The organism is Phyllobacterium sp. SYP-B3895 (assembly GCF_009647635.1).
Taxonomy (GTDB): domain Bacteria; phylum Pseudomonadota; class Alphaproteobacteria; order Rhizobiales; family Rhizobiaceae; genus Phyllobacterium; species Phyllobacterium pellucidum.
Genome location: NZ_WJIG01000002.1, coordinates 528,017 through 548,614 on the forward strand (window position 1 = coordinate 528,017; position 20,598 = coordinate 548,614).

Below are 20,598 nucleotides of genomic sequence, written 5' to 3' on the forward strand. Positions count from 1 at the left end.
GATCTCGTCTTCGATGACGTTACCGGCAAACTCAAACTGCGCGGCAAGGCGGTCATCACCGAAGCGCCGGACGACGGCAAACTTTATGGCAGGCGCAAGCGCAGTTGGTCACCGATCGAGCCAGCGGCGTCATCAGGCGGTGGCGGCGGCGAACAAGGACCACAAGGTCCGCCTGGCCCGCAAGGCCGCACCCGGCGAACGCGGACCGGCAGGCCAAGGCGTTCCGGCTGGCGGCCTTGCCAAGCAGGTGCTGGCGAAGACGAGCGACGCCGACTACGCGACGCTGTGGCGCGACGAACTGCCTCCCGTCACCATCGCCGACACAGCGCCAGCCGAAGCGCAGGGCGGCGATCTGTGGTGGAACCCGACGACCAAGGAACTTGCCATCTTCGTTCCGAAACCCGTTGAGAAGTATTGGGTAACCGGCGTCCATGAGGCGGGCCATATCGTCACCGCGCTGGCGCTGTGCGGCGGCGTCGCCTCGCTCGGCACGCACCCGAACGGCCACGTCATCGCGGTGGTGCCGACGAGCCGCAGCGATCCGTTCAACGCAGCCCTGCTGGCCGCGTCGGGCACGGCAGCGCAACTGGCTTTCGGGTTCGATCCGGTCATCGCCCAGTTGACGTCGAAATATGATCGCACAGGCTTTGCCAGCGCTGCCGACTTCGACGCGCTCGCCGCCCTGCTGGTGCCGGTATTTTCCCAGCCGGACGTTCAGGCCATCGTCAGCGAAATTGCCGTCTGGCTCATGGACAACACCTTCGCGCCGGACAGCGACATCGTCTGGACCGATCCTGCGGTTGAAGACTTGCGCGCCATTGCCGCGACGCTGCCGCCGGACCTGCAGTGGCCGCAGGCGCAATAGCCAGCGAGCCATGGTTGCTAGCGATATCACGTCTGTCAAACATGGCGGTAACCGTCGATCACTGGATCAAGACGCAAATTTGCTTCTTGTTAACCAATCACAGGCTGCTGAAATGATGGGCGTCAGCACTAGGTCAGTTACCGAAGCGTCGGCGCTGAAGCGCGAGGCACCTCCGGAGGTGGTTGCCAAACTTCCAAAGAGTCTTGGGAAGTGAGATCGTTGCTTGAAACTCGTCAACCGGGTGAACGAGTTTTGTCCAGCCGCTTGACATAACTTTGTCTGCCGCACAGACAAAATTGCCAAAAGTGATGTTAAGCTGGTTAACGCCACTTTAGATTTTCCTGCCGTGCGAAGGCAAGCGAACTTCTTTAGTCACTAAAGAAGTTAACGCCTTGCGCAACCGCAGTTGCAAAACCGTTCCTTGTCTGTTCACGTTGTCGGCACGCGCTGCTTACTTCTTGCATGAAGTGCCGACGATGCAACCGGAACACTTTGGCAACATTTCCGCCGCCACGCTGGTCAATGGATGGTATGGTTGCATATCATGCCTATCGTTCGCCTTGCCGATAAGCCGATGAGCCGCCGCGTGGTGCTGGCTGGTGCCGCGACGGCTGCGGCTGGCGCTGCCGTTGCCAGTACCGACGATCCGCGCAGGCGGCTGCGCTACCATCTCGACGGGCTGCGTCAGGCGCTTGCCGAGATCGAGCCGGACGGCGACCAGAGTTTCCTCGATGCACTGGAACGGGCCTGCAGGCCGTAGCCATAAGTCACCAGCCTTGCGATATCAAAGTAGGGGTATCCCCATTTTGTTTCACAAATAAGCTTTCGTAATTTTGCGATAACCGCCCTCAATGCCACTTCCTTGCCACACAGCGGGCCGCTGAGCGCGATTCTGGGTCCGACCCTTTCTCGCTTACCGGAAGGCGTCGTTCGCCCTTACTGGACCCAGAATGGACCCAATTTCTCTAAAATAGAAAAGGGCCCTTGCGGACCTATTTCTTAAGATGATGATTTCTTTGGGGAATTTTGGTCGGAGTGGCCGGATTCGAACCGACGACCCCTTGACCCCCAGTCAAGTGCGCTACCGGGCTGCGCTACACTCCGAACCGCTGAAAGCCCTAGATTACTGGACTTTTTTTAGCAATACCCCAAACGTAAGAAAAAGAACAAACTGCACACTAATGAACGCCGTGGAATAGACCGGCACCCAAGGTCCCACGACGCTCCAATGGGACGCCGTGCATGATCGGTACCCTCCTCCACCAAGAATTCCTCGGCATCAGGTTGTGTGGATCGTCGTGAGCCGACAAAATCCAATCTCCGAATCACTTTGCCCCAAGACTCCAACAGCCATGCAGCCACCTCGAAAGCGGTATCGCCCAAAACCGGACAAGCGCGATCAAGCGACCAGGATCTCCGATTTTGTTTCCAGCCTTAAATCAGCCAATCCGAAGCTGACTTCACGGGACATAGCATCCCTCCTGGATATTTCGCCCTTTCATCCTCCATCCGCGGACAATTGGTCTTCAACCGCAGTGATGAAAATAATTCGGCAACTTGAGCTGGGCCAGGCTGATAGCGCCGGCGCGTAGGAACATAGAAGCTCCTGATGTTGGCGATGCTCGATAGGACCAAGGGCCTGTGGCGATGCCCTCACACGCATGAGGTCGCTAAACGTTTGATTTAGGCCTCCCAGACCACGGTGTGATTACAACCTCCATTGCAAAAAAAGTAAAAAACGCATCGCGGTATGGAGGCGATCATGGATGTATATGAGGCAGTTGCAAGCCGACGGGCGGTGCGCGGATTCAAAGACGAGCCTGTGTCGAGGGAATTGCTCGAGCGCGTGCTGTCCGCCGCGGCCTGGGCTCCGTCCGGATCGAATATCCAGCCGTGGAATACCTATGTGATGACCGGCGCGCCGTTGGCTGAACTCAAGACCGACGCCGTCGAGCGCGTGGCCCACGGCGACCCTTGGGACGAGCGGCAGTACGAGATGTACCCGCCCGTGTTGAAGTCGCCCTACGCCGAGCGCCGGTCCGCTTTCGGCAAGGAGCGCTACAGCGCGCTCGGTATTGCGCGCGAGGACTGGGAGGCGCGCCAGCGGGCAGCCATTGCCAACTGGAACTGCTTCGGTGCGCCAGCCGCGCTGTTCTGCTATATCGACCGCGATCTGGGCCTGCCGCAATGGGCTGATGTCGGCATGTATCTGCAGACCGTGATGCTGCTGCTCCGCGCTGAAGGCCTGCACAGTTGCACGCAGATGGCGTGGTCGCAGGTTCGCGAGTCGGTCGCGGACGCCCTGTCACCTCCGGACGGTCTCATCCTCTTCTGCGGCATGTCGATCGGTTACGAAGACCCCACGGTGAATTACCCGCGTACAGGTCGCGCGCCACTCGCCGAGACGGTCACGTTCGTCGGCGACTAGCCACTCGGCTCAATTCACCTTTTGCCGGTCGATTTTCGCGACTACACGCCAAACGCGAAAGTTCTTCATTTGTTCGCAGGCCAAGCTGGAGTAGTCTTGCGCGACGACTCACCGCTGCCGCTACGCAGCCGACCGGCTTGCCGCAATGAGGGACTATGGGCGCTGCCTATCTGGAGAAACTTAACCCCGAACAGCGGCTTGCCGTCGAATATGGAACAGAGTTGCTTCCATCGACCATTGGCGGGCCGTTGCTTGTCATTGCCGGCGCCGGATCCGGCAAAACCAACACGCTTGCCCACCGCGTGGCGCATCTCATCGTCAAGGGCACCGATCCACGTCGCATTCTTCTGATGACCTTCTCACGCCGGGCTGCCTCGGAAATGGCGCGGCGGGTGGAGCGTATTTGTGGGCAGGTGTTGGGCGCTAATGCCGCAATCATGACCGACGCGCTCGCATGGGCGGGCACGTTTCATGGCATTGGCGCGCGCCTGCTGCGCGATTATGCCGAACAGATCGGCCTCAATCCCGACTTTACGATCCACGACCGTGAAGACAGCGCCGATCTCATGAACCTTGTTCGCCACGAACTCGGTTTCTCCAAGACGGAAAGCCGCTTTCCGACCAAGGGAACATGCCTTGCCATCTATTCCCGCGTCGTCAACTCGGAAGCGCCGCTCGCTGAGGTGCTGCAGGCATTCTTTCCCTGGGTGGCCGGCTGGGAGAAACAGCTGCGCGAGCTCTTTGCCGCCTATGTCGAAGCCAAGCAGCTGCAGAACGTACTCGATTATGACGACCTGCTTCTCTATTGGGCGCAAACCGTCGGCGATCCGATGCTCGCCGACGATATGGGCTGCCGCTGGGATCACGTTCTCGTCGATGAATACCAGGACACCAACCGGCTGCAGGCCTCGATTCTTCTGGCCTTGCGGCCGGCCGGCGTCGGTTTGACGGTCGTTGGCGATGATGCGCAATCGATCTATTCATTTCGCGCAGCGACCGTACGCAACATCCTTGATTTTCCTGCCACCTTCACACCGCAGGCGAGTATCGTCACCCTTGACCGTAACTATCGCTCGACCCGGCCGATCCTTGCCGCAGCTAACGGCGTGATCGATCTGGCGCGAGAACGCTTTACCAAGAACCTCTGGAGCGAGCGCGAATCGGCGGAGCGGCCCCGCATGGTGAGCGTCAAGGACGAGGCAGACCAGGCCCGCTACATCGTCGAACAGGTACTGGAAAATCGCGAAACGGGAACCTTGCTGAAGCAGCAGGCCGTGCTTTTCAGGACGTCGCACCACAGCGGCCCATTGGAAGTCGAACTGACGCGGCGCAACATTCCTTTCGTCAAGTTCGGCGGCCTCAAGTTCCTCGACAGCGCCCATGTCAAGGATATGCTTGCCTTGCTGCGTTTTGCCCAAAACCCACGCGACCGCGTTGCGGGCTTCCGGCTTATGCAGATCATAGCGGGCGTCGGCCCGACCTCGGCGCGCCGCGTTCTCGATGAAATGGCCGAGCAGCCCGATCCGCTCGGCGCGCTCGCGCAGATTGCCGCGCCTCCCCGTGCGGGCAATGACTGGTCAGCTTTCGTCGATGCGCTGAACGACTTGAAGCGCGGAACGACAGGCTGGCCTGCCGAGCTCGAGCGAGCGCGCGCCTGGTACGAACCGCATCTCGACCGCATTCACGAGGATGCCGAAATACGCAAGACGGATTTGCTGCAACTCGAACAGATCGCCGCAGGCTATGCGTCTCGCGAGCGTTTCCTCACCGAACTCACCCTCGATCCACCGGATGCGACGAGCGACCAATCGGGCGTTCCGCTGCTTGACGAGGACTACCTTATCCTGTCGACGATCCATTCCGCGAAGGGACAGGAATGGAAATCCGTGTTTATCCTCAATGCTGTCGATGGCTGCATCCCGTCCGACCTTGGCGCCGGAACGACGGCCGAACTCGAGGAAGAGCGCCGCCTGCTCTATGTGGCGATGACGCGTGCCAAGGATAGCCTCCACCTCATCCTGCCGCAGCGTTTCTTCACACACGGCCAGAATTCACTCGGCGATCGTCACGTCTACGCGTCGCGCACGCGCTTCATCCCGGCAACGTTGCTGCAGTATTTCGAGAATCGACCGTGGCCGGTGCACAACCGGGATCAGGAGGCGCGCGCCAAGGATGTTCGCAGCCAACGCGTCGATGTCGCCGCAAAAATGCGGGCAATGTGGCGGTAAGTTTCCGTCATCGACCCTGGGTTGAGGCGCGGTAAAACCCAGGGATGAAAGAGCAAAACGACGGTCACGCGCGGAACATTCGCGAGGCGCGGTCGTTATAGCTCTGTCAGTAATAGGAGCTCCCAAAAATGGCAATGTTTTCAAAGAATGCGGATGATATTCAAGGTGATGTCGAGGCGCAGATCGCTGCCCTGCGCAAAGAAATTTCCAAGATCTCCGCAAGTCTTCCCGATTTGAGCAGTGAACGATTTGATGAAGTAAAGCGCATTGCGACGAAGCAGGCGAAACATGCAGCCGCCACAGCGCGCGAAAATCCCGTGGCTACCATCGCCATCCTGGCTGGCGCAGCGGTGCTGGTCGGCCTGCTCGCTCGGCGATAGAAGGACCGAAGCGTCATGGATGAAACAACCATTGAGAATGAGGCGGACAAGGTTCGCCTCAAGGCCGAAATTGCCGAGTTGAAGCGCGATCTTGCCGCCATCACCAAGACGTTGGCTGACAAGGGCGTGCAGCTGCTCGACGATTTTAACGACGATGATGATCACGACGAGACATCGACGCTCGACGATCTGCGGGAGCGCGGCCGCCGTGCTGCCATCGGCCTCGGGCACAAGGCGCGGCAGATCGCCGATACGCCAACCCAGAACTCGGTTTCAACGCTGATGATCATCGCCGGACTTGGCGTCATCATCGGCATGCTGGCGCGTTAAAAAATTATGCGGGTTCTTTGGAACCAATCCGCCAGATAGGCATTTTATAGGTACTGGTTCCCAACCAGCAAGGCCGCACCCCACGGCCCAACCCCCAAGTCCCAGCTTTCATTCCGATGAAAGCTGGGCTTTTTTTGTGGGCTTATCGAACCTGATCGAGCAGACGTTTGCATTCCAAGAGGTCGAACAAGGTCTCCTGCAGAAGCGTGCGGTTGTCCTTGGAGAGGCGCTTGCCATCGGCCGCGACAGGTCCTTCATCCTCGCCCTTGATCAGGCCGAAGAGCCGGCGCCCGTGGGCGGCGGGTTTCGGCGTTCCCATGACCGCGGCTTCCTCGGCAGCATCGACCCGATCCTGTTCGGCTGCAAGCGCTTCCTCCTGGCGGGCATTGGCCTGCTTTTGCTGGCTGATTGCTTCCGCTGCCGCCGTATCACCGCTGCCAAGCGCAATGATGAACTGCGTCCCGTTTTCACGCAGAAGACGCTGCACGCCCTTGATCGTATAGCCCTGATCGTAAAGGAGATGGCGGATGCCCTTGAGGAGGTCCACATCGAGCGGACGGTAATAGCGCCTGCCCCCACCGCGTTTCATCGGCTTTATGTGCGTGAACCGCGTTTCCCAGAAGCGCAGGACATGCTGGGGCAGATCGAGGTCTTCCGCGACTTCGCTGATGGTTCTGAATGCGTCGGGGCTTTTGTCCATGTTTTCACCCTTTCAGGAGAAAATCTGATTCGACCTCCATTTTCAGCGATTTGCAATGCATAATTCAAGCGGAACGCGAGACTACCTCACAGCAATCTCGCGCAAAAGGACGCTTAAAGTTGCGGAATCGCCCGAATTCAGGCTGATTTCTTTTTGCGTGTCTGGTGGGAGCGGAGAATCCGCTGCTTGAGCACGTTGGATGCCTTGAACGTCATTACCCTGCGCGGCAGGATCGGGACTTCTTCCCCGGTCTTCGGATTGCGCCCGATGCGTTCATTCTTGTCCCTTACCTGGAACGTGGCGAACGACGACAATTTAACTGTCTCGCCACGAACAATTGCGTCACATACCTCATCGAGGATTGTTTCGACGAGTGAAGCTGACTCCGTTCGCGAAAGCCCTACCTTGCGGTAGACTGCCTCGGCCAGATCAGCACGCGTAATGGTCTTACCCCCCATACGATCTCAAAGCTCTCGTTTGTTGCAAATCTACCCGGTGATAGCGGAAGTTATAGGATGAAAACCGATCGGGCAAGCAGCTTGGAAGAGTTCGTCGGCCAATCCACGGACCCGGTCGTCCTGCTACCAGCGTAGCAGAACTGCACCCCACGTAAAGCCCCCGCCCATGGCCTCGAGCAGCACGAGATCGCCTTGCTTGATACGCCCGTCCGCAACAGCCGTCGCGAGTGCTAAGGGTACTGAAGCGGCTGATGTATTTCCGTGCCGGTCAACGGTGATGACAACCTTTTCTTCGGCCAGATGCAGCTTCTTTGCGGAGGCGTCGATGATGCGCTTGTTGGCCTGGTGCGGCACGAACCAGTCAATGTCCTCGGCAGTAATTCCGGCCTCGGAAAACGAGGCTTCGATCACGTCCGTGATCATGCCGACCGCATGCTTGAAGACCTCCCTGCCCTCCATCCGCAGGTGGCCGACAGTCTGTGTCGTCGACGGTCCGCCATCGACATAAAGCTTGTCCTTGTGCGAGCCGTCGGAGCGCAAATTGGCGGTCAGCACGCCGCGATCGGAGGTAAGCCCACGGCCTTCATTGGCCTCGAGGATGATGGCACCGGCGCCGTCACCGAACAGCACACAGGTCGTGCGGTCATTCCAGTCGAGGATGCGCGAGAATGTCTCGGAGCCGATCACCAAAGCGCGCTTTGCCATGCCGCCGCGAATATAAAGGTCGGCTGTTGCAACCGCGTAGACGAATCCGGAGCAGACCGCCTGCATGTCGAATGCAAAACCGTGCGTCATGCCCAGCCGGGCCTGGATATTGACCGCCGTAGCCGGAAACGTGTTGTCGGGAGTCGAAGTTGCAAGAATAATGAGGTCGATGTCTGCCGGCGTCATGCCCGCATTGTCGAGAGCGGCGCGCGCTGCCGCTTCGCCGAGCGATGCGGTAGTTTCACCCTCACCCGCAATGTAGCGCTGCCTGATGCCGGTGCGCTGGACGATCCATTCGTCCGAAGTTTCGACAATGCCTTCGAGATCAGAATTCTTTACCAGGCGCGCCGGCGTGGCCGCCCCTATACCTTTAACAACGGAACGGATCATTTACTTCCCTGTTCTATTTCAACCTCGGCGTCGCTTTCGGTTTCATCCTTGAAAGCCACACCGACCGGGCTCTTATGGAAATGGGTAAGATCCGCCGCGATCTTGTCCAGAAGCTTGTTGTGGGCCATGTCATAGCCGACGTCGATCGCCGAAGCAAAGCCGAGAGCATCGGTACCGCCATGGCTCTTGATGACAACGCCGTTCAAGCCAAGGAAGACGCCGCCATTGGTCTTGCGCGGGTCCATCTTCTCCCGCATGCGATCAAAAGCGCTTTTGGCAAAGAGGTAGCCGATCTTCGCCATCAGCGTGCGGTTCATCGCATCGCGCAAATACTGTGTGTACTGCTTGGCCGTACCTTCGGCCGCTTTCAGGGCTATGTTACCGGCGAACCCTTCGGTCACGACGACATCGACCGTACCCTTGCCGATATCGTTGCCTTCGACAAAACCGTAATATTCGAGCGTGGGCAAAGGTATCTCGCGCAGGATGCGCGCAGCATCCTTGACGTCGTCCTGTCCCTTGATCTCTTCAACACCAACGTTGAGGAGGCCAATTGTCGGACGCTTGATTTCAAAGAGCGAACGAGCCATCGCCGCGCCCATGACCGCATAATCGACGAGTTGCTGGGCGTCGGCGCCAATCGTTGCACCAATGTCGAGAACAATGCTCTCGCCCTTCAGGGTAGGCCAAATACCGGCAATCGCCGGACGCTCGACATTCGCCATTGTACGCAGGCAGAATTTTGACATGGCCATCAGGGCGCCGGTATTGCCGGCCGAAACGCAGACATCCGCCTCGCCGGTCTTCACCGCCTCGATCGACCGCCACATGGACGATTTCCAACGCCCGTTGCGCAAAGCCTGGCTTGGCTTTTCATCCATGCGTACCGCAATGTCGCAATGATGCAAGGTCGATGCATTCGCCAATGCCTGGTGGCGGGCAAGGATCGGAGCCACCTCCGCCTCACGCCCAAAGACCACGAACCTGATGTCAGGATGGCGCTCCAGCGCCGTAGCCATGCCGGGGATGACGACCTCTGGACCGAAATCACCGCCCATGGCGTCAATGGAAATTCTGATCACTCTCGATTGTCCTGTCTGGTTCAGTGCCTGTGCATGGCGTTCTTTGAAAAGACTCGGGGAAAATAGACATTTTGCGTAGGCGCACAACTGATTTCTGCCCAATCACAGGCGCGCTCGACCCAATAAGCTTGAATACTTGTCCCAATCCTTGGTCTTGTCTCAACTCCCTGACACCATCTACCCGCAGGATGAGATAGCGATCAAGTCTTCTGTTTCCAATCCTTGAGAGCCGCAAACGGGTTGGCTGGCTTTACGTCTTCCTCATTGTCCGATCCGACGTCAACAACGAGGGGCGGCGCAGCCTCCACGCCCTCCTTGCGCGGATAAGGATCGACAGCCAATTCGAAGAATTCTTCTGCGATTGCCCCAACGTCGAGCTTATCGCCGGAAAATGTCTCAGGTATGTCGGGGCCATCCGCACTGATGATCAGTTCGCCATTCTCATCGAGCGGGAGACGGGCCAATCGCGAATTCTCAGGTACGAAGAGCGTGTCGATGTCCGTATCGATCCTGGTTTCGATCGGCTCCAGGGTCACGACGCAAGCCTGGACGATTTCCGCCTGGACCTTCCCGCGAACGCGGATACCGTCCTTCTTCCACGGCACCACCTGAAGTTCAGCCTTGAAGAATTTAACATCTTCCAACTCGTGAAAATCGCGCATGGCGTCGCGCTCTTTTTTATCCGCCTCGATTTTGACGTTGAGGCCTTTCTGCGGAAGCCGCTGCACTGAGACTTGATAACTTAGGGTTCCATCCGAGTTTCTCGACATCGTATTTCCTCCTATCAAAGCAGCGTATCGTCGGTGCTGGCATCAGGAAACGTAACCCTTCCGGCCACGATATCATCATCCGATTGCCCATCGAGGTGGCGTACCGTGCGTTCGACATAGGCGGCTAGCGCGGGCGCGCCTGTCCAACCGTCACTGTCCGGACGCACATTGCGGGCGAGCGCCGCTACGAGCGCCGGATGGTCATTCGTTTCCAATGCGCGATCATACGACTCGATGCGCCCATAGAACATGCGCGCAAGTTTCTTCATGCGCTTGGGCACGCCAGAATCACCGATGCCCAGTTCGCGCAGCGAATGGTCGACATCACGGAAGAATTCGTCGGTAACCTCCTGGCCAACGGGCTTCAGCGCGGGGCCCCTGTCCTTGATGCGGCGCATGAACAGGAAAACATGCAGCGACAACATTTCGTAGCGTCCGAGCGGAGTATCCGGCACTTCAAGGTCAGAATAAAAATAGGGCTGCCGCGCCGCTGCCACGATCGCATCGTAGAGGGCAATTGTAATCGCCTCATTTGCTTTGGCCTTGCGGCTAAATAGACTGAGAATCATAGAGTTGTGCCTTGACTTGAGTCTTCCTCGCAGCACTTTTGCCGTGTTGCATCGGAGTTCAAGGTGGTTTACCGAGTTTCTGCGGGCAGCGAAAGACTTGCGCCCAGATTCAAATGGAGATGTCGTTGCTGCAGCGGATTTTCAAGACCGAGCGTACGCGTGAGTGCGTTCTCGTTGGAACACTTATTTTGGCTGCCGGGGTGTCCGGCTGCAACACTGCTGCCCTCAAGCTCGCACCGACAGAGACCTTGACGCAGGGCTATGTTCTCGACGAGAAGGCGCTCGAATTCGTGCCGGTTGGCTCAAGCCGCGAACAGGTCATCCTGTCACTTGGCAGCCCCTCGACCACCGCAACCTTCGACAATGAAGTTTTCTACTATATTTCGCAGAAGCGTCAGCGTTCGGTTGCCTTCATGATGCCGCGCGTGACCGACCGGCGGATCCTTGCGGTCTATTTCGACAAGGATGGCAAGGTTTCCAGCATCTCCAACTATGGTCTGCAGGACGGCAAGGTTTTCGACTTCATCTCGCGCACGACCCCGACTGGCGGCAAGGACCTCTCCTTCCTCGGGCAGATGCTGCAGGGTGTCAGCAAGACTCCAAGCGCGCTGCCGAGCTCCGGCCGCACGCCAACCGGCGGCGCCCCGGACTAATCCGGCGACCGCGATCTTACAAGGCACAAAGAAAAAACCCGCGAAGCAGCTTCGCGGGTTTTTCGTTTTCGCTGGCAGGTGTCAGTGAGCCAGCACGGCCAAGAGCAGCAAGGCCACGATGTTGGTGATCTTGATCGCAGGATTGACGGCGGGCCCCGCCGTATCCTTGTATGGATCGCCAACGGTGTCGCCGGTGACAGACGCCTTGTGTGCCTCCGAGCCCTTCATGTGGCGGGTGCCGTCCTTGCCGACAAAGCCGTCTTCGAACGACTTCTTGGCGTTATCCCAGGCACCGCCGCCCGAGGTCATCGATATCGCAACGAAGATGCCGTTGATGATGACGCCTAGCAGCGAAGCACCGAGCGCGGCAAAGGCGGAGGCCTTCGAACCCGATATCAGCAGCACGCCGAAGTAAACCACGAGCGGCGCAAGCACCGGCAGCAGCGAGGGAACAACCATTTCCCGGATCGCCGCCTTGGTCAGAATATCGACCGCACGCGCATAGTCGGGCCGTTCGGTGCCGAGCATGATGCCGGGCTTTTCCCGGAACTGGCGACGCACCTCTTCCACCACCGATCCCGCCGCACGGCCGACTGCTGTCATTGCAATGCCGCCGAAAAGGTAGGGAATGAGACCGCCGAAGATGAGGCCTGCAACGACATAGGGATTGGAAAGGTCGAAGGAGACCGCCCCGATACCCTTGAAGTAGCTGAATGCAGTCGCGCCTTCCTTGTTGGCTTCGCTGATGAAGTATTGAAGGTCATTGCTATAGGCGGCAAACAACACCAGCGCGCCAAGGCCGGCAGAGCCGATGGCGTAACCCTTGGTGACGGCCTTCGTCGTATTGCCAACGGCGTCGAGAGCATCGGTGGATTTGCGCACGTCCGGATCAAGGCCGGACATTTCGGCGATGCCGCCAGCATTATCCGTTACCGGGCCGAATGCATCGAGCGCAACGATCATGCCGGCAATGCCGAGCATCGCCGTCACGGCAATACCGGTTCCGAAGAGGCCGGCGAGCTGATAGGTGGAGATGATGCCGCCGACAATGACGAGCGCAGGCAAAGCGGTCGACTCAAGCGAAACAGCCAAGCCCTGGATCACGTTGGTGCCGTGACCCGTAATCGAAGCCTGGGCGATCGAATTCACCGGACGCTTGTTGGTGCCGGTATAATATTCGGTGATGACGACGATCAACCCGGTTACGACAAGACCGATAATACCGCAGAAGAAGAGGTTCGTGCCGGTGATGGCTTGCCCGGCCACGGTGCCGAACTCGCCCCAGCCGACGGTCATCGACGTTGCGACGGCGAGGCCGACGATCGACAGGAGCCCCGTCACGATCAGGCCCTTGTAGAGGGCACCCATGATGGAGTTGTTGGCGCCGAGCTTGACGAAGAACGTGCCGGCAATCGAGGTGATGATGCAGGCGCCGCAGATGGCCAGCGGATAGAGCATGACCTGCCCGAGAACAGGCGTCGCGCCGAAGAAAATCGCGGCAAGCACCATGGTTGCAACGATCGTCACGGCATAGGTCTCGAAGAGATCGGCAGCCATGCCGGCGCAGTCGCCGACATTGTCACCAACATTGTCGGCAATCGTTGCGGGGTTGCGCGGATCATCTTCGGGAATTCCAGCTTCAACCTTGCCGACGAGGTCGCCGCCAACGTCTGCACCCTTGGTGAAGATGCCGCCGCCAAGGCGGGCGAAGATCGAAATAAGGGAAGCGCCGAAACCAAGCGAAACGAGGGCGTCTATCACCGCGCGATCAGCTGCAGGAAGGCCGAGCGGACCGGTCAGGATCCAGAAATAGACGGAGACGCCGAGAAGCGCGAGCCCGGCAACGAGCATGCCGGTGATTGCGCCCGATTTGAAGGCGATCTCGAGACCAGCAGCCAGACTGCGGGATGCAGCTTGCGCCGTGCGCACATTGGCGCGGACGGAGACGTGCATGCCGATGAAGCCGGCAAGGCCGGAAAGCACCGCGCCAATCAGGAAGCCGATTGCGGCCGTCGCGCTCAGGAGATACCAGACGGCGACAAAGACGACGATGCCGACAATGGCGATCGTGGTGTACTGACGCGTGAGATAGGCCTGTGCACCTTCGCGGATCGCACCGGCGATTTCTTGCATGCGCGCATTGCCCTGGTCCGCCGCGAGCACCGATTTGGTGGCCCATATAGCGTAAACGATAGACAGCAGACCGCAGGCAATGACCAGAAATAGTATTGTCATGCCACTCCCTCAGATTTTGACCGGAAAAACCCCTCCCCGGGTCAGGTTCGGTACGGCACTCGAAATCTGCCAGGCCGGCAGAGACGCGACCGTATGTGTAAGGAGTAACGAAGCAAATGCGAAACCGTCAAGGTCTTTCGCAACTTAGCGGAATGCGCGACGAAAGTAGGGATTGCGATCAGTAGGGGGAGTGATCAATCTTAACAAAAGAATTTATTTGAATGAGTTGGCCCTTGAACGTGATCTATAATGAACGCGTGAAGTTATTTGCGACCTTTTTAAATGGCCTCGGTGTAGCGATTTTCGCGGTAGGTGGATTCGCTCCACTCGTTTCGAGCCTGAACGGCACAATCGGACCGACAAGATTTCTCGCATTCGTCAGCGCAATTTGTGTTGTGATCGCATTCACCCTACATTACTTGGCGAGCACTTTCCTCACGAGGATGAGACCATGACGACGCTGCAGATGCTTTCGTTCTTCATAGCGCCGGTCAGCGCCCTGCTCTTCGCCCTGCTTGCGTTCTACGTTGTCGACCGCAACCAACGGCGCAAACCGCGCGACCGCTGAGGGCCGCACCTCTATCGCTGCGGGCCCTTTACGCCCTTGCTTGCACCGCGAATTTCAAATGCCAGCCGGTCGAGAACGGCGTTGACGAGCTTCGGCTCATCCTCATTGTAGAACGCCTTGGCGATGTCGACATATTCGGAGACGATGACGGCCGTCGGCACATCGACCCGGTCCTTCAATTCCCATATCCCGGCGCGCAAGATGGCGCGGAGGGTCGAATCGAGCCGTGACAGGGGCCAATCCTCAAGCAGTGCCTGATGAATGAGCGGATCGAGCAATTTCTGCTCGGCGACGACACCTGAGACGATACCGCGAAACCACTGCGGATCTGCATCGAGATATTGGTTGCCGTCCACTTCCTTGCCGAGGCGGTGCGCCTCATATTCGGCAACGACCTCGAGAACACCCGTACCGGCAACGTCCATCTGGTAAAGTGCCTGCACGGCGGCAAGGCGGGCAACGCCACGTTTGTTGGCGGTCTTTGCGGCAGGGCTATGCCCGTCTTTGGCGGAAGGCATCGTCAGGCTCCAAGCTTTTCCTTGATGGCGATCATGGTCAATGCAGCGCGCGCCGCGAAGCCCCCCTTGTCGCCTTCGCCGCGCTTTGCACGCGCCCACGCCTGTTCGTCGTTCTCGACCGTGAGAATGCCATTGCCGATGGCAATGCTTTCATTAACGGAAAGATCCATCAAGCCGCGCGACGATTCATTGGCAACAATATCGAAATGGTACGTTTCACCGCGAATAACCGTCCCGAGGGCGACGAAGCCATCGTATTCCCTGCCGCCTTCGACGGCAGCATCGAGAGCAAATGAAATGACGGCCGGAATCTCCAGTGCACCCGGCACGGTAATTACCTCATAGGTCGCGTTCGCCTCGTCGAGGGCGCCCTTGGCGCCAGCCAGCAGCGCGTCAGCGAGATCGTCATAGAATCGTGCTTCCACGATCAACAGATGTGGCGCATGCGCCTGACTTTTGGACATGATTGCTCCAACGGAAATGAGGTGGCGTTGGTCCTAGGCCGATTTCGGGTATTCCGCAAGTCGTGCGGCGTATCTCGCCATCTGATCAATCTCGATATTGACCTTGTCGCCAACCTTGCGCTCACCCCAGGTCGTAACTTCCAGCGAATGGCGGATAAGGAGCACGTCGAACTCGTCGCCGTTGACGCCGTTGACGGTCAATGACGTGCCGTCCAGGGCAACCGAGCCCTTCTGTGCGATGAAACGCGCGAGATGCCCGGGAACTCGAAGCGTGAACCGGACGGCATCGCCCTCGTCTTCGCGCTTGATGAGTTCCGCCATGGCATCGACATGCCCGGAGACGAGATGTCCTCCCATTTCATCGCCAAGCTTCAAGGATCGTTCCAGATTTATACGCGAGCCGGTTTTCCAGCCGGCAATGCTGGTAAGGCGCAGCGCCTCTTCCCACGCCTCGACCTCGAACCAGCGGGCATTCGAACCCTTTTCCGGCAAGGTGGTTACAGTCAGGCAGACGCCGGAACAGGCGATCGACGCGCCGATTTCGATCGTCTGGGGATCATAATTGGTTTCGACACGCAGCAGCACGCCCTCGTTGAGCGGCTTTACCTGACCGATCCGGCCGATATCCGTTACAATACCTGTGAACATTCATGTTTTCCTAGGTCGATCTGACATATTCGCGATAGCGGTCTTCCCCAAAGCGAAACTCGTTCAGCAGCTTGAAATCACGCGCGATATGGGGGTTGAGATCAGGACCTGCAACCCCCGCCTCACTACCAATCACAACCGCGGCCTCAAAGAGCGCAATCCTGTCAACGAGGTTCTCATCGAGGAGCGACGTCGCGACCGCCGCTCCACCCTCGACCATCACGGTCGAAAGCCCCTGAGCAGCAAGGTCCTCCAGGAGTTCCGGCAGGGCGGTTGCGCCGCAATCGGTCTCAGTCGCCAATATCCTGCATCCTGCGGCAGCGAGCGCCCGGCGCTTGGCAGTGTCAGCATCCGCCCGCGCCGCAACCCAGACAGGAACGTTCGCGGCCGTTCGCACAAGTTCGCTGTCGATCGGCAGACGCAGATGGCTGTCGAGCACGATGCGGATCGGCGAGCGCGCTTCAAGGCCGGGGAGACGGCAGGTCAATTGCGGATCGTCAGTGAGCACCGTGCCGATGCCGACGAGAATAGCGTCGGATTCGGCCCGCATCAGATGCACCTGCGCACGTGAAACGCTGCCGGTGATCGACACCTGTCCCTCGCCCGCCCGACCGATGTAGCCGTCGCTGGAAAGGGCAAGTTTGAGAGTCACTTCCGGGCGTTTCTTCGCTGAGCGAATGAGGTAGCCGGCGAGGTAGTCCGCCGCCTGCGCCGCAAGAACGTTTTCCTCCACTTCGATACCGCCCGCGCGCAGGATGACATAGCCCTTTCCCGATACCCGGTCGTCAGGGTCCGTGGCCGCTGCCACGACGCGGGTCACACCGGCCGTTACCAGCGCGTTGGCGCAGGGCGGCGTCTTACCATGATGGGCACAAGGTTCGAGGGTCACATAGGCGGTTGAGCCGCGGGCTTCATCGCCAGCTTCGGCTAAGGCTTGCGTCTCCGCATGCGGGCGTCCACCAATGGCGGTCACCCCACGCCCGACGATCACGCCGTTCTTGACGATGAGGGTTGCTACCGACGGGTTGGTTCCCGTGAGGCCCTGATGTGTGCGCGAAAGGCGTATCGCCGCTTCCATGTAGCGGCGGTCAAGCTTGGATACCGCCATTTGTTCAGTCTTCCTCGACCCGTTCGGCCACGGTGTCGCCAGAGGTGATCTCATCGATCACATCATGGAAGTCCCTGGCTTCGCGAAAATTGCGGTAGACCGAAGCAAAGCGGATATAGGCGATGTCATCGATGCCTTTCAGCGCATCCATGACCAGCCGCCCGATCTCGTCGGACGCGACCTCCGGTTCGCCGGAACTTTCGAGCTGGCGTACGATACCGGAGACGGCACGCTCGACGCGATCAGGATCGACCTGACGCTTGCGCAGTGCAACTTCCACCGAACGCATGAGCTTGTCCCGGTCGAAGGCAACCTTGCGGCCACTCTTCTTGATGACCGTCAGATCGCGCAACTGCACGCGCTCAAAGGTGGTGAAGCGCCCGCCGCAGACCGAGCAGACACGTCTTCTCCGGATCACCGCTCCGTCTTCTGCCGGACGGGAATCTTTCACCTGGGTGTCTTCGGATTGGCAATAGGGACAACGCATCGACGAGCTTTCTGAACAACTTCATGTTCGCAAGAGACAGGGCTCGAAGATAATGATTTTCTTGCGAAGTTAAAAGCGGTCGGGCGGAGAGGACTGTGAACGGACCGTTCGATCCGCCACATTCCCCCCGCCCGTCCATATCAATCCGGCGCGCGCCTTAGCCGAGATAGGGGTAAAGCGAGAAACGGTCGGTCAACGAGATGACCTTCTGCTGTACGGCTTTTTCCACGGCGGCATTGCCCTCATCGGAATTCGCGACCTTGAGACCGTCGAGCACTTCGGAAATGAGATTGCCGATTTCGGTGAATTCGGCCGGACCGAATCCGCGTGTCGTGCCGGCAGGCGTGCCGAGACGAATGCCCGAAGTCACGAACGGCTTTTCCGGGTCAAACGGAATACCGTTCTTGTTGCAGGTGATGTTGGCGCGGCCAAGCGCGGCCTCGGCACGCTTGCCGGTCGCATTCTTGGGACGAAGATCGACGAGCATCAGATGGTTGTCGGTACCGCCGGAAACGATGTCGAGCCCGTTCTTCTTCAACGTCTCGGCAAGCGTCTGCGCGTTGGTGACGACGTTCTTGCCATAGGTCTTGAAGTCCGGCTTCAGCGCTTCGCCGAAGGCGACTGCCTTGGCGGCGATGACGTGCATCAGCGGCCCGCCCTGCAAGCCGGGGAACACGGCGGAATTCATCTTCTTGGCGATCTCGGGATCGTTGCAAAGGATCATGCCGCCGCGGGGACCGCGCAGCGACTTGTGCGTGGTGGTGGTCACGACATGCGCGTGCGGAAGCGGGGAAGGATGCACGCCGGCAGCAACGAGACCCGCGATATGCGCCATGTCGACCATGAGGTAAGCGCCGATGGAATCGGCGATCTGGCGGAAACGCTGCCAGTCCCAGACCCGTGAATAGGCCGTGCCGCCCGCAAGGATAAGCTTGGGCTTGGTCTCATGCGCCTTCTTCTCGATGGCGTCCATGTCGAGGAGGTGATCGTCCTCACGCACGCCGTAGGAAACGACGTTGAACCACTTGCCAGACATGTTAACCGGCGAGCCGTGGGTAAGGTGGCCGCCAGAATTGAGGTCGAGGCCCATGAACGTGTCGCCAGGCTGCAGCAGCGCCAGGAACACGGCCTGGTTCATCTGGCTGCCGGAGTTCGGCTGAACGTTCGCGAATTCGCAGCCGAACAGCTGCTTGGCGCGCTCGATGGCAAGTTCTTCGGCAATATCGACAAACTGGCAGCCGCCATAATAGCGCTTGCCCGGATACCCCTCGGCATATTTGTTGGTCATGATCGAGCCCTGGGCTTCGAGCACGGCGCGGGAGACGATGTTTTCCGAGGCGATCAGCTCGATTTCATGCCGCTGACGACCAAGTTCCTTGCGGATTGCGCCGAAGATCTCCGGATCGATCTCTTCGAGCGGTGCGTTGAAAAAGGTATCTGCGTTCGACATGGTGTCTCAACCTCATTTGCCGGTGGGAACAGTTACGTGATTGCGGCGCATTATCATACTTAAACCGGCAAGGCCAATGGCCGGGAGACGAAAAGCAATAGCCGGAAACCGCCATGGGTGTGGAAATGAGGTGGGCCCGCTCAATCCGGGCTTCGCCAAGGTCGATCCTCGGGACAAGCCCGAAGGATGACGGAGTGTTGGGCAGGAGAATTCACATTGCCTTGGTCAGAAAAAAAAGACCGCCCGAGGGCGGTCTTTCCACTAATCCAGAGGTCAATCGCTCAGGTATTCGTGCCGATAGAAAGCGCGGCCTGACCGTCGCGCTCGTAAATATCGTCGCGCAGGTGAACGACCCCGTCGCCGGTCGACCACGCTGTCACGTAGACGAAGTGTAGCGGCACCGGGTTACTGACGTTGATCGGCGTGTTAACGCCGGTCTTGATGGTCGCTTCCATCGTCTGGCGATCCCAGCCCGCCGTATCGCGCAGCAACCATACATTCAGATCGCGCACGTTCTGGACGCGGACACAGCCGGACGATTCGAAGCGCATCAACTTGTTGAATACGCCCTGCTGCGGCGTGTCGTGCATATAGACAGCATATGGGTTCGGGAAATTGATCTTCGTCGAAGACATGGCGTTGATCTTGCCCGGATCCTGGCGGAACATCAGTTTTACGGCATCATCGGTATTCCAGTCGACCTGTTCCGGCGGAACTTCCTGACCCTGCTGGTCGAAGAGGCGAATCTTGTTGCGCGTCAGATAAGTCGGGTCCTTGCGCATCAGCGGAATGATGTCTTTTTCGATGATCGACTTCGGCGCGGTCCAGTAAGGATTGAGAATGACCTCGTGGATCTTGGAATCGAGGATCGGCGTCTGGCGGTCGATCTTGCCGACGATTGCGGTATGGCGCTGGACGACGCGGCCGCCCTCCACTGCCTCGAGCTGCGCAGCGGGAATGTTGACCATGACGTAACGCGGACCCTGGTCGGCGGCGGCCAAGGTGCGAACACGTTCGAGGTTGGTCTGCAACTGTCCGAGGCGAATATCGGCGGGGACATTCATCGCTGCCAGCGAATACTGCCCCATGACGCCATCGGCCGGCAGACCGTGCCGGGCCTGGAAGCGCTTAACAGCGGCATCGACATAGGTGTCGAATGAATTGGAGATGCCTGCGCTTTCCGAAAGATCGCCTGCGATCATCAGGCGCTTGCGCATGACGGCGACCGAAGGGTCGACGACGCCAAGCTGCAGCTTGACCGTGGTATCGACACGCGGCCAACCGCCATTGCTGACGATCTGGTTATAGGTGTTGATGGCGTTTTGGATGAAGGAAGCCGTCTCCGGGCTTGCGATTGGCTGGAAGCTTGCGACCTTGCCCTTTGATGTCGAGCGCGCGTCGAACTGATCATCCCAGTTGCCGCGGCGCGGCGCCGCCAGAATCTCGCCGATATCGCTTTGCTGGGCGAATGCCGACGTTGTTGCCGCGGCGAAACCAGCAGTTGCCACGCCTCGCAGGAATGCGCGGCGATCAATTGCCGATGATCCGAATTTCTTCATATT

21 protein-coding genes and 1 tRNA gene are annotated in these 20,598 nt (G+C 58.9%); 7 read left to right on the forward strand and 15 right to left on the reverse strand.

What is annotated here, in order from left to right; translation table 11 throughout:
• The first annotated feature begins 85 nt into the window (after positions 1-85).
• Positions 86-865 carry a hypothetical protein gene (locus tag GF108_RS08940; protein WP_153667684.1) on the forward strand — a complete coding sequence of 260 codons (780 nt, stop codon included), beginning with the start codon at positions 86-88 and terminating at the stop codon, positions 863-865.
• Between the two features lie 544 nt (positions 866-1,409).
• A complete protein-coding gene (locus GF108_RS08945) occupies positions 1,410-1,625 on the forward strand; it encodes a hypothetical protein (RefSeq protein WP_153667685.1) in 216 nt (71 codons plus the stop codon).
• 267 nt (positions 1,626-1,892) lie between these two features.
• On the opposite strand, the gene GF108_RS08950 is transcribed toward GF108_RS08945, so the two are convergent.
• Positions 1,893-1,969 (reverse strand) — tRNA-Pro (locus GF108_RS08950).
• Positions 1,970-2,627: 658 nt separating this feature from the next.
• On the opposite strand from GF108_RS08950, the gene GF108_RS08955 reads away from it, so the two are divergent.
• The 4 genes from GF108_RS08955 to GF108_RS08970 all read left to right on the forward strand — a co-directional run bounded on the left by GF108_RS08955 (position 2,628) and on the right by GF108_RS08970 (position 6,231).
• The gene (locus tag GF108_RS08955) at positions 2,628-3,293 is read left to right on the forward strand and encodes a nitroreductase (RefSeq protein WP_153667686.1); all 666 of its coding nucleotides are present in this window, start codon (positions 2,628-2,630) and stop codon (positions 3,291-3,293) included.
• A gap of 155 nt (positions 3,294-3,448) precedes the next feature.
• Positions 3,449-5,521: an ATP-dependent helicase gene (locus GF108_RS08960; protein WP_153667687.1), complete on the forward strand. Its 2,073-nt coding sequence runs from the start codon at positions 3,449-3,451 to the stop codon at positions 5,519-5,521.
• A 134-nt stretch (positions 5,522-5,655) separates the two neighbouring features.
• Positions 5,656-5,901: a hypothetical protein gene (locus GF108_RS08965; RefSeq protein ID WP_153667688.1), complete on the forward strand. Its 246-nt coding sequence runs from the start codon at positions 5,656-5,658 to the stop codon at positions 5,899-5,901.
• A 15-nt stretch (positions 5,902-5,916) separates the two neighbouring features.
• Positions 5,917-6,231, forward strand: a complete 315-nt coding sequence (locus GF108_RS08970) for a hypothetical protein (RefSeq protein WP_153667689.1) — start codon at positions 5,917-5,919, stop codon at positions 6,229-6,231.
• A 142-nt stretch (positions 6,232-6,373) separates the two neighbouring features.
• Here GF108_RS08970 and GF108_RS08975 read toward each other — a convergent pair whose 3' ends face one another.
• The 6 genes from GF108_RS08975 to GF108_RS09000 all read right to left on the reverse strand — a co-directional run bounded on the left by GF108_RS08975 (position 6,374) and on the right by GF108_RS09000 (position 10,905).
• The gene (locus GF108_RS08975) at positions 6,374-6,931 is read right to left on the reverse strand and encodes a MerR family transcriptional regulator (RefSeq protein WP_153667690.1); all 558 of its coding nucleotides are present in this window, start codon (positions 6,929-6,931) and stop codon (positions 6,374-6,376) included.
• Positions 6,932-7,068: 137 nt separating this feature from the next.
• Entirely contained in the window at positions 7,069-7,389 is a 321-nt protein-coding gene (locus GF108_RS08980; protein ID WP_008128366.1) for an integration host factor subunit alpha, read from the reverse strand.
• A gap of 123 nt (positions 7,390-7,512) precedes the next feature.
• Complete coding sequence (locus GF108_RS08985) at positions 7,513-8,484, reverse strand: beta-ketoacyl-ACP synthase III (RefSeq protein ID WP_153667691.1); 972 nt, start codon at positions 8,482-8,484, stop codon at positions 7,513-7,515.
• Entirely contained in the window at positions 8,481-9,566 is a 1,086-nt protein-coding gene (plsX, locus tag GF108_RS08990) for a phosphate acyltransferase PlsX (protein WP_370462113.1), read from the reverse strand. The genes GF108_RS08985 and plsX overlap by 4 nt, the downstream gene beginning before the upstream one ends.
• A 200-nt stretch (positions 9,567-9,766) precedes the next feature.
• A complete protein-coding gene (locus tag GF108_RS08995; RefSeq protein ID WP_153667692.1) occupies positions 9,767-10,336 on the reverse strand; it encodes a DUF177 domain-containing protein in 570 nt (189 codons plus the stop codon).
• A 14-nt stretch (positions 10,337-10,350) separates the two neighbouring features.
• Positions 10,351-10,905 carry a ubiquinol-cytochrome C chaperone family protein gene (locus GF108_RS09000; protein ID WP_153667693.1) on the reverse strand — a complete coding sequence of 185 codons (555 nt, stop codon included), beginning with the start codon at positions 10,903-10,905 and terminating at the stop codon, positions 10,351-10,353.
• 125 nt (positions 10,906-11,030) lie between these two features.
• Between GF108_RS09000 and GF108_RS09005 the strand changes: the two genes are divergently transcribed.
• Complete coding sequence (locus GF108_RS09005) at positions 11,031-11,558, forward strand: outer membrane protein assembly factor BamE (protein WP_153667694.1); 528 nt, start codon at positions 11,031-11,033, stop codon at positions 11,556-11,558.
• A gap of 81 nt (positions 11,559-11,639) precedes the next feature.
• Here the strand turns inward: GF108_RS09005 and GF108_RS09010 are convergent, their stop codons facing one another.
• The 8 genes from GF108_RS09010 to GF108_RS09045 all read right to left on the reverse strand — a co-directional run bounded on the left by GF108_RS09010 (position 11,640) and on the right by GF108_RS09045 (position 20,595).
• The gene (locus tag GF108_RS09010) at positions 11,640-13,793 is read right to left on the reverse strand and encodes a sodium-translocating pyrophosphatase (RefSeq protein ID WP_153667695.1); all 2,154 of its coding nucleotides are present in this window, start codon (positions 13,791-13,793) and stop codon (positions 11,640-11,642) included.
• Positions 13,794-14,372: 579 nt separating this feature from the next.
• Entirely contained in the window at positions 14,373-14,879 is a 507-nt protein-coding gene (gene nusB / locus GF108_RS09015; protein ID WP_153667696.1) for a transcription antitermination factor NusB, read from the reverse strand.
• A 2-nt stretch (positions 14,880-14,881) separates the two neighbouring features.
• Positions 14,882-15,343 (reverse strand): 6,7-dimethyl-8-ribityllumazine synthase, encoded by a 462-nt coding sequence (ribH, locus tag GF108_RS09020; RefSeq protein WP_027232392.1) that lies wholly within the window; start codon positions 15,341-15,343, stop codon positions 14,882-14,884.
• 33 nt (positions 15,344-15,376) lie between these two features.
• Positions 15,377-15,991, reverse strand: coding sequence for a riboflavin synthase (locus GF108_RS09025; RefSeq protein ID WP_153667697.1), 615 nt, complete (start codon positions 15,989-15,991; stop codon positions 15,377-15,379).
• A 10-nt stretch (positions 15,992-16,001) separates the two neighbouring features.
• Entirely contained in the window at positions 16,002-17,099 is a 1,098-nt protein-coding gene (ribD, locus tag GF108_RS09030) for a bifunctional diaminohydroxyphosphoribosylaminopyrimidine deaminase/5-amino-6-(5-phosphoribosylamino)uracil reductase RibD (RefSeq protein WP_153667698.1), read from the reverse strand.
• Between the two features lie 4 nt (positions 17,100-17,103).
• Positions 17,104-17,586, reverse strand: a complete 483-nt coding sequence (gene nrdR / locus GF108_RS09035) for a transcriptional regulator NrdR (RefSeq protein WP_027232389.1) — start codon at positions 17,584-17,586, stop codon at positions 17,104-17,106.
• A gap of 157 nt (positions 17,587-17,743) precedes the next feature.
• On the reverse strand, positions 17,744-19,036 hold the full coding sequence (glyA, locus tag GF108_RS09040; RefSeq protein WP_153667699.1) for a serine hydroxymethyltransferase: 1,293 nt from the start codon (positions 19,034-19,036) through the stop codon (positions 17,744-17,746).
• Positions 19,037-19,317: 281 nt separating this feature from the next.
• Positions 19,318-20,595 carry a murein L,D-transpeptidase gene (locus tag GF108_RS09045; RefSeq protein ID WP_027232387.1) on the reverse strand — a complete coding sequence of 426 codons (1,278 nt, stop codon included), beginning with the start codon at positions 20,593-20,595 and terminating at the stop codon, positions 19,318-19,320.
• Positions 20,596-20,598: the final 3 nt, after the last annotated feature.

Excerpts from the sequence above, each read along its gene's own strand:
- GF108_RS08980 (WP_008128366.1), bottom strand. The coding sequence starts at position 7,389 with ATGGGGGGTAAGACCATTACGCGTGCTGATCTGGCCGAGGCAGTCTAC.
- GF108_RS09000 (WP_153667693.1), bottom strand. The coding sequence starts at position 10,905 with ATGATTCTCAGTCTATTTAGCCGCAAGGCCAAAGCAAATGAGGCGATT.
- glyA (WP_153667699.1), bottom strand. The coding sequence starts at position 19,036 with ATGTCGAACGCAGATACCTTTTTCAACGCACCGCTCGAAGAGATCGAT.
- GF108_RS08940 (WP_153667684.1), top strand. The coding sequence starts at position 86 with ATGGCAGGCGCAAGCGCAGTTGGTCACCGATCGAGCCAGCGGCGTCAT.
- nusB (WP_153667696.1), bottom strand. The coding sequence starts at position 14,879 with ATGCCTTCCGCCAAAGACGGGCATAGCCCTGCCGCAAAGACCGCCAAC.
- GF108_RS08945 (WP_153667685.1), top strand. The coding sequence starts at position 1,410 with ATGCCTATCGTTCGCCTTGCCGATAAGCCGATGAGCCGCCGCGTGGTG.
- GF108_RS08960 (WP_153667687.1), top strand. The coding sequence starts at position 3,449 with ATGGGCGCTGCCTATCTGGAGAAACTTAACCCCGAACAGCGGCTTGCC.
- GF108_RS09010 (WP_153667695.1), bottom strand. The coding sequence starts at position 13,793 with ATGACAATACTATTTCTGGTCATTGCCTGCGGTCTGCTGTCTATCGTT.
- GF108_RS08995 (WP_153667692.1), bottom strand. The coding sequence starts at position 10,336 with ATGTCGAGAAACTCGGATGGAACCCTAAGTTATCAAGTCTCAGTGCAG.
- GF108_RS08955 (WP_153667686.1), top strand. The coding sequence starts at position 2,628 with ATGGATGTATATGAGGCAGTTGCAAGCCGACGGGCGGTGCGCGGATTC.
- nrdR (WP_027232389.1), bottom strand. The coding sequence starts at position 17,586 with ATGCGTTGTCCCTATTGCCAATCCGAAGACACCCAGGTGAAAGATTCC.
- GF108_RS08985 (WP_153667691.1), bottom strand. The coding sequence starts at position 8,484 with ATGATCCGTTCCGTTGTTAAAGGTATAGGGGCGGCCACGCCGGCGCGC.
- GF108_RS08965 (WP_153667688.1), top strand. The coding sequence starts at position 5,656 with ATGTTTTCAAAGAATGCGGATGATATTCAAGGTGATGTCGAGGCGCAG.
- GF108_RS08970 (WP_153667689.1), top strand. The coding sequence starts at position 5,917 with ATGGATGAAACAACCATTGAGAATGAGGCGGACAAGGTTCGCCTCAAG.
- GF108_RS09025 (WP_153667697.1), bottom strand. The coding sequence starts at position 15,991 with ATGTTCACAGGTATTGTAACGGATATCGGCCGGATCGGTCAGGTAAAG.
- GF108_RS09045 (WP_027232387.1), bottom strand. The coding sequence starts at position 20,595 with ATGAAGAAATTCGGATCATCGGCAATTGATCGCCGCGCATTCCTGCGA.
- GF108_RS08975 (WP_153667690.1), bottom strand. The coding sequence starts at position 6,931 with ATGGACAAAAGCCCCGACGCATTCAGAACCATCAGCGAAGTCGCGGAA.
- ribD (WP_153667698.1), bottom strand. The coding sequence starts at position 17,099 with ATGGCGGTATCCAAGCTTGACCGCCGCTACATGGAAGCGGCGATACGC.
- ribH (WP_027232392.1), bottom strand. The coding sequence starts at position 15,343 with ATGTCCAAAAGTCAGGCGCATGCGCCACATCTGTTGATCGTGGAAGCA.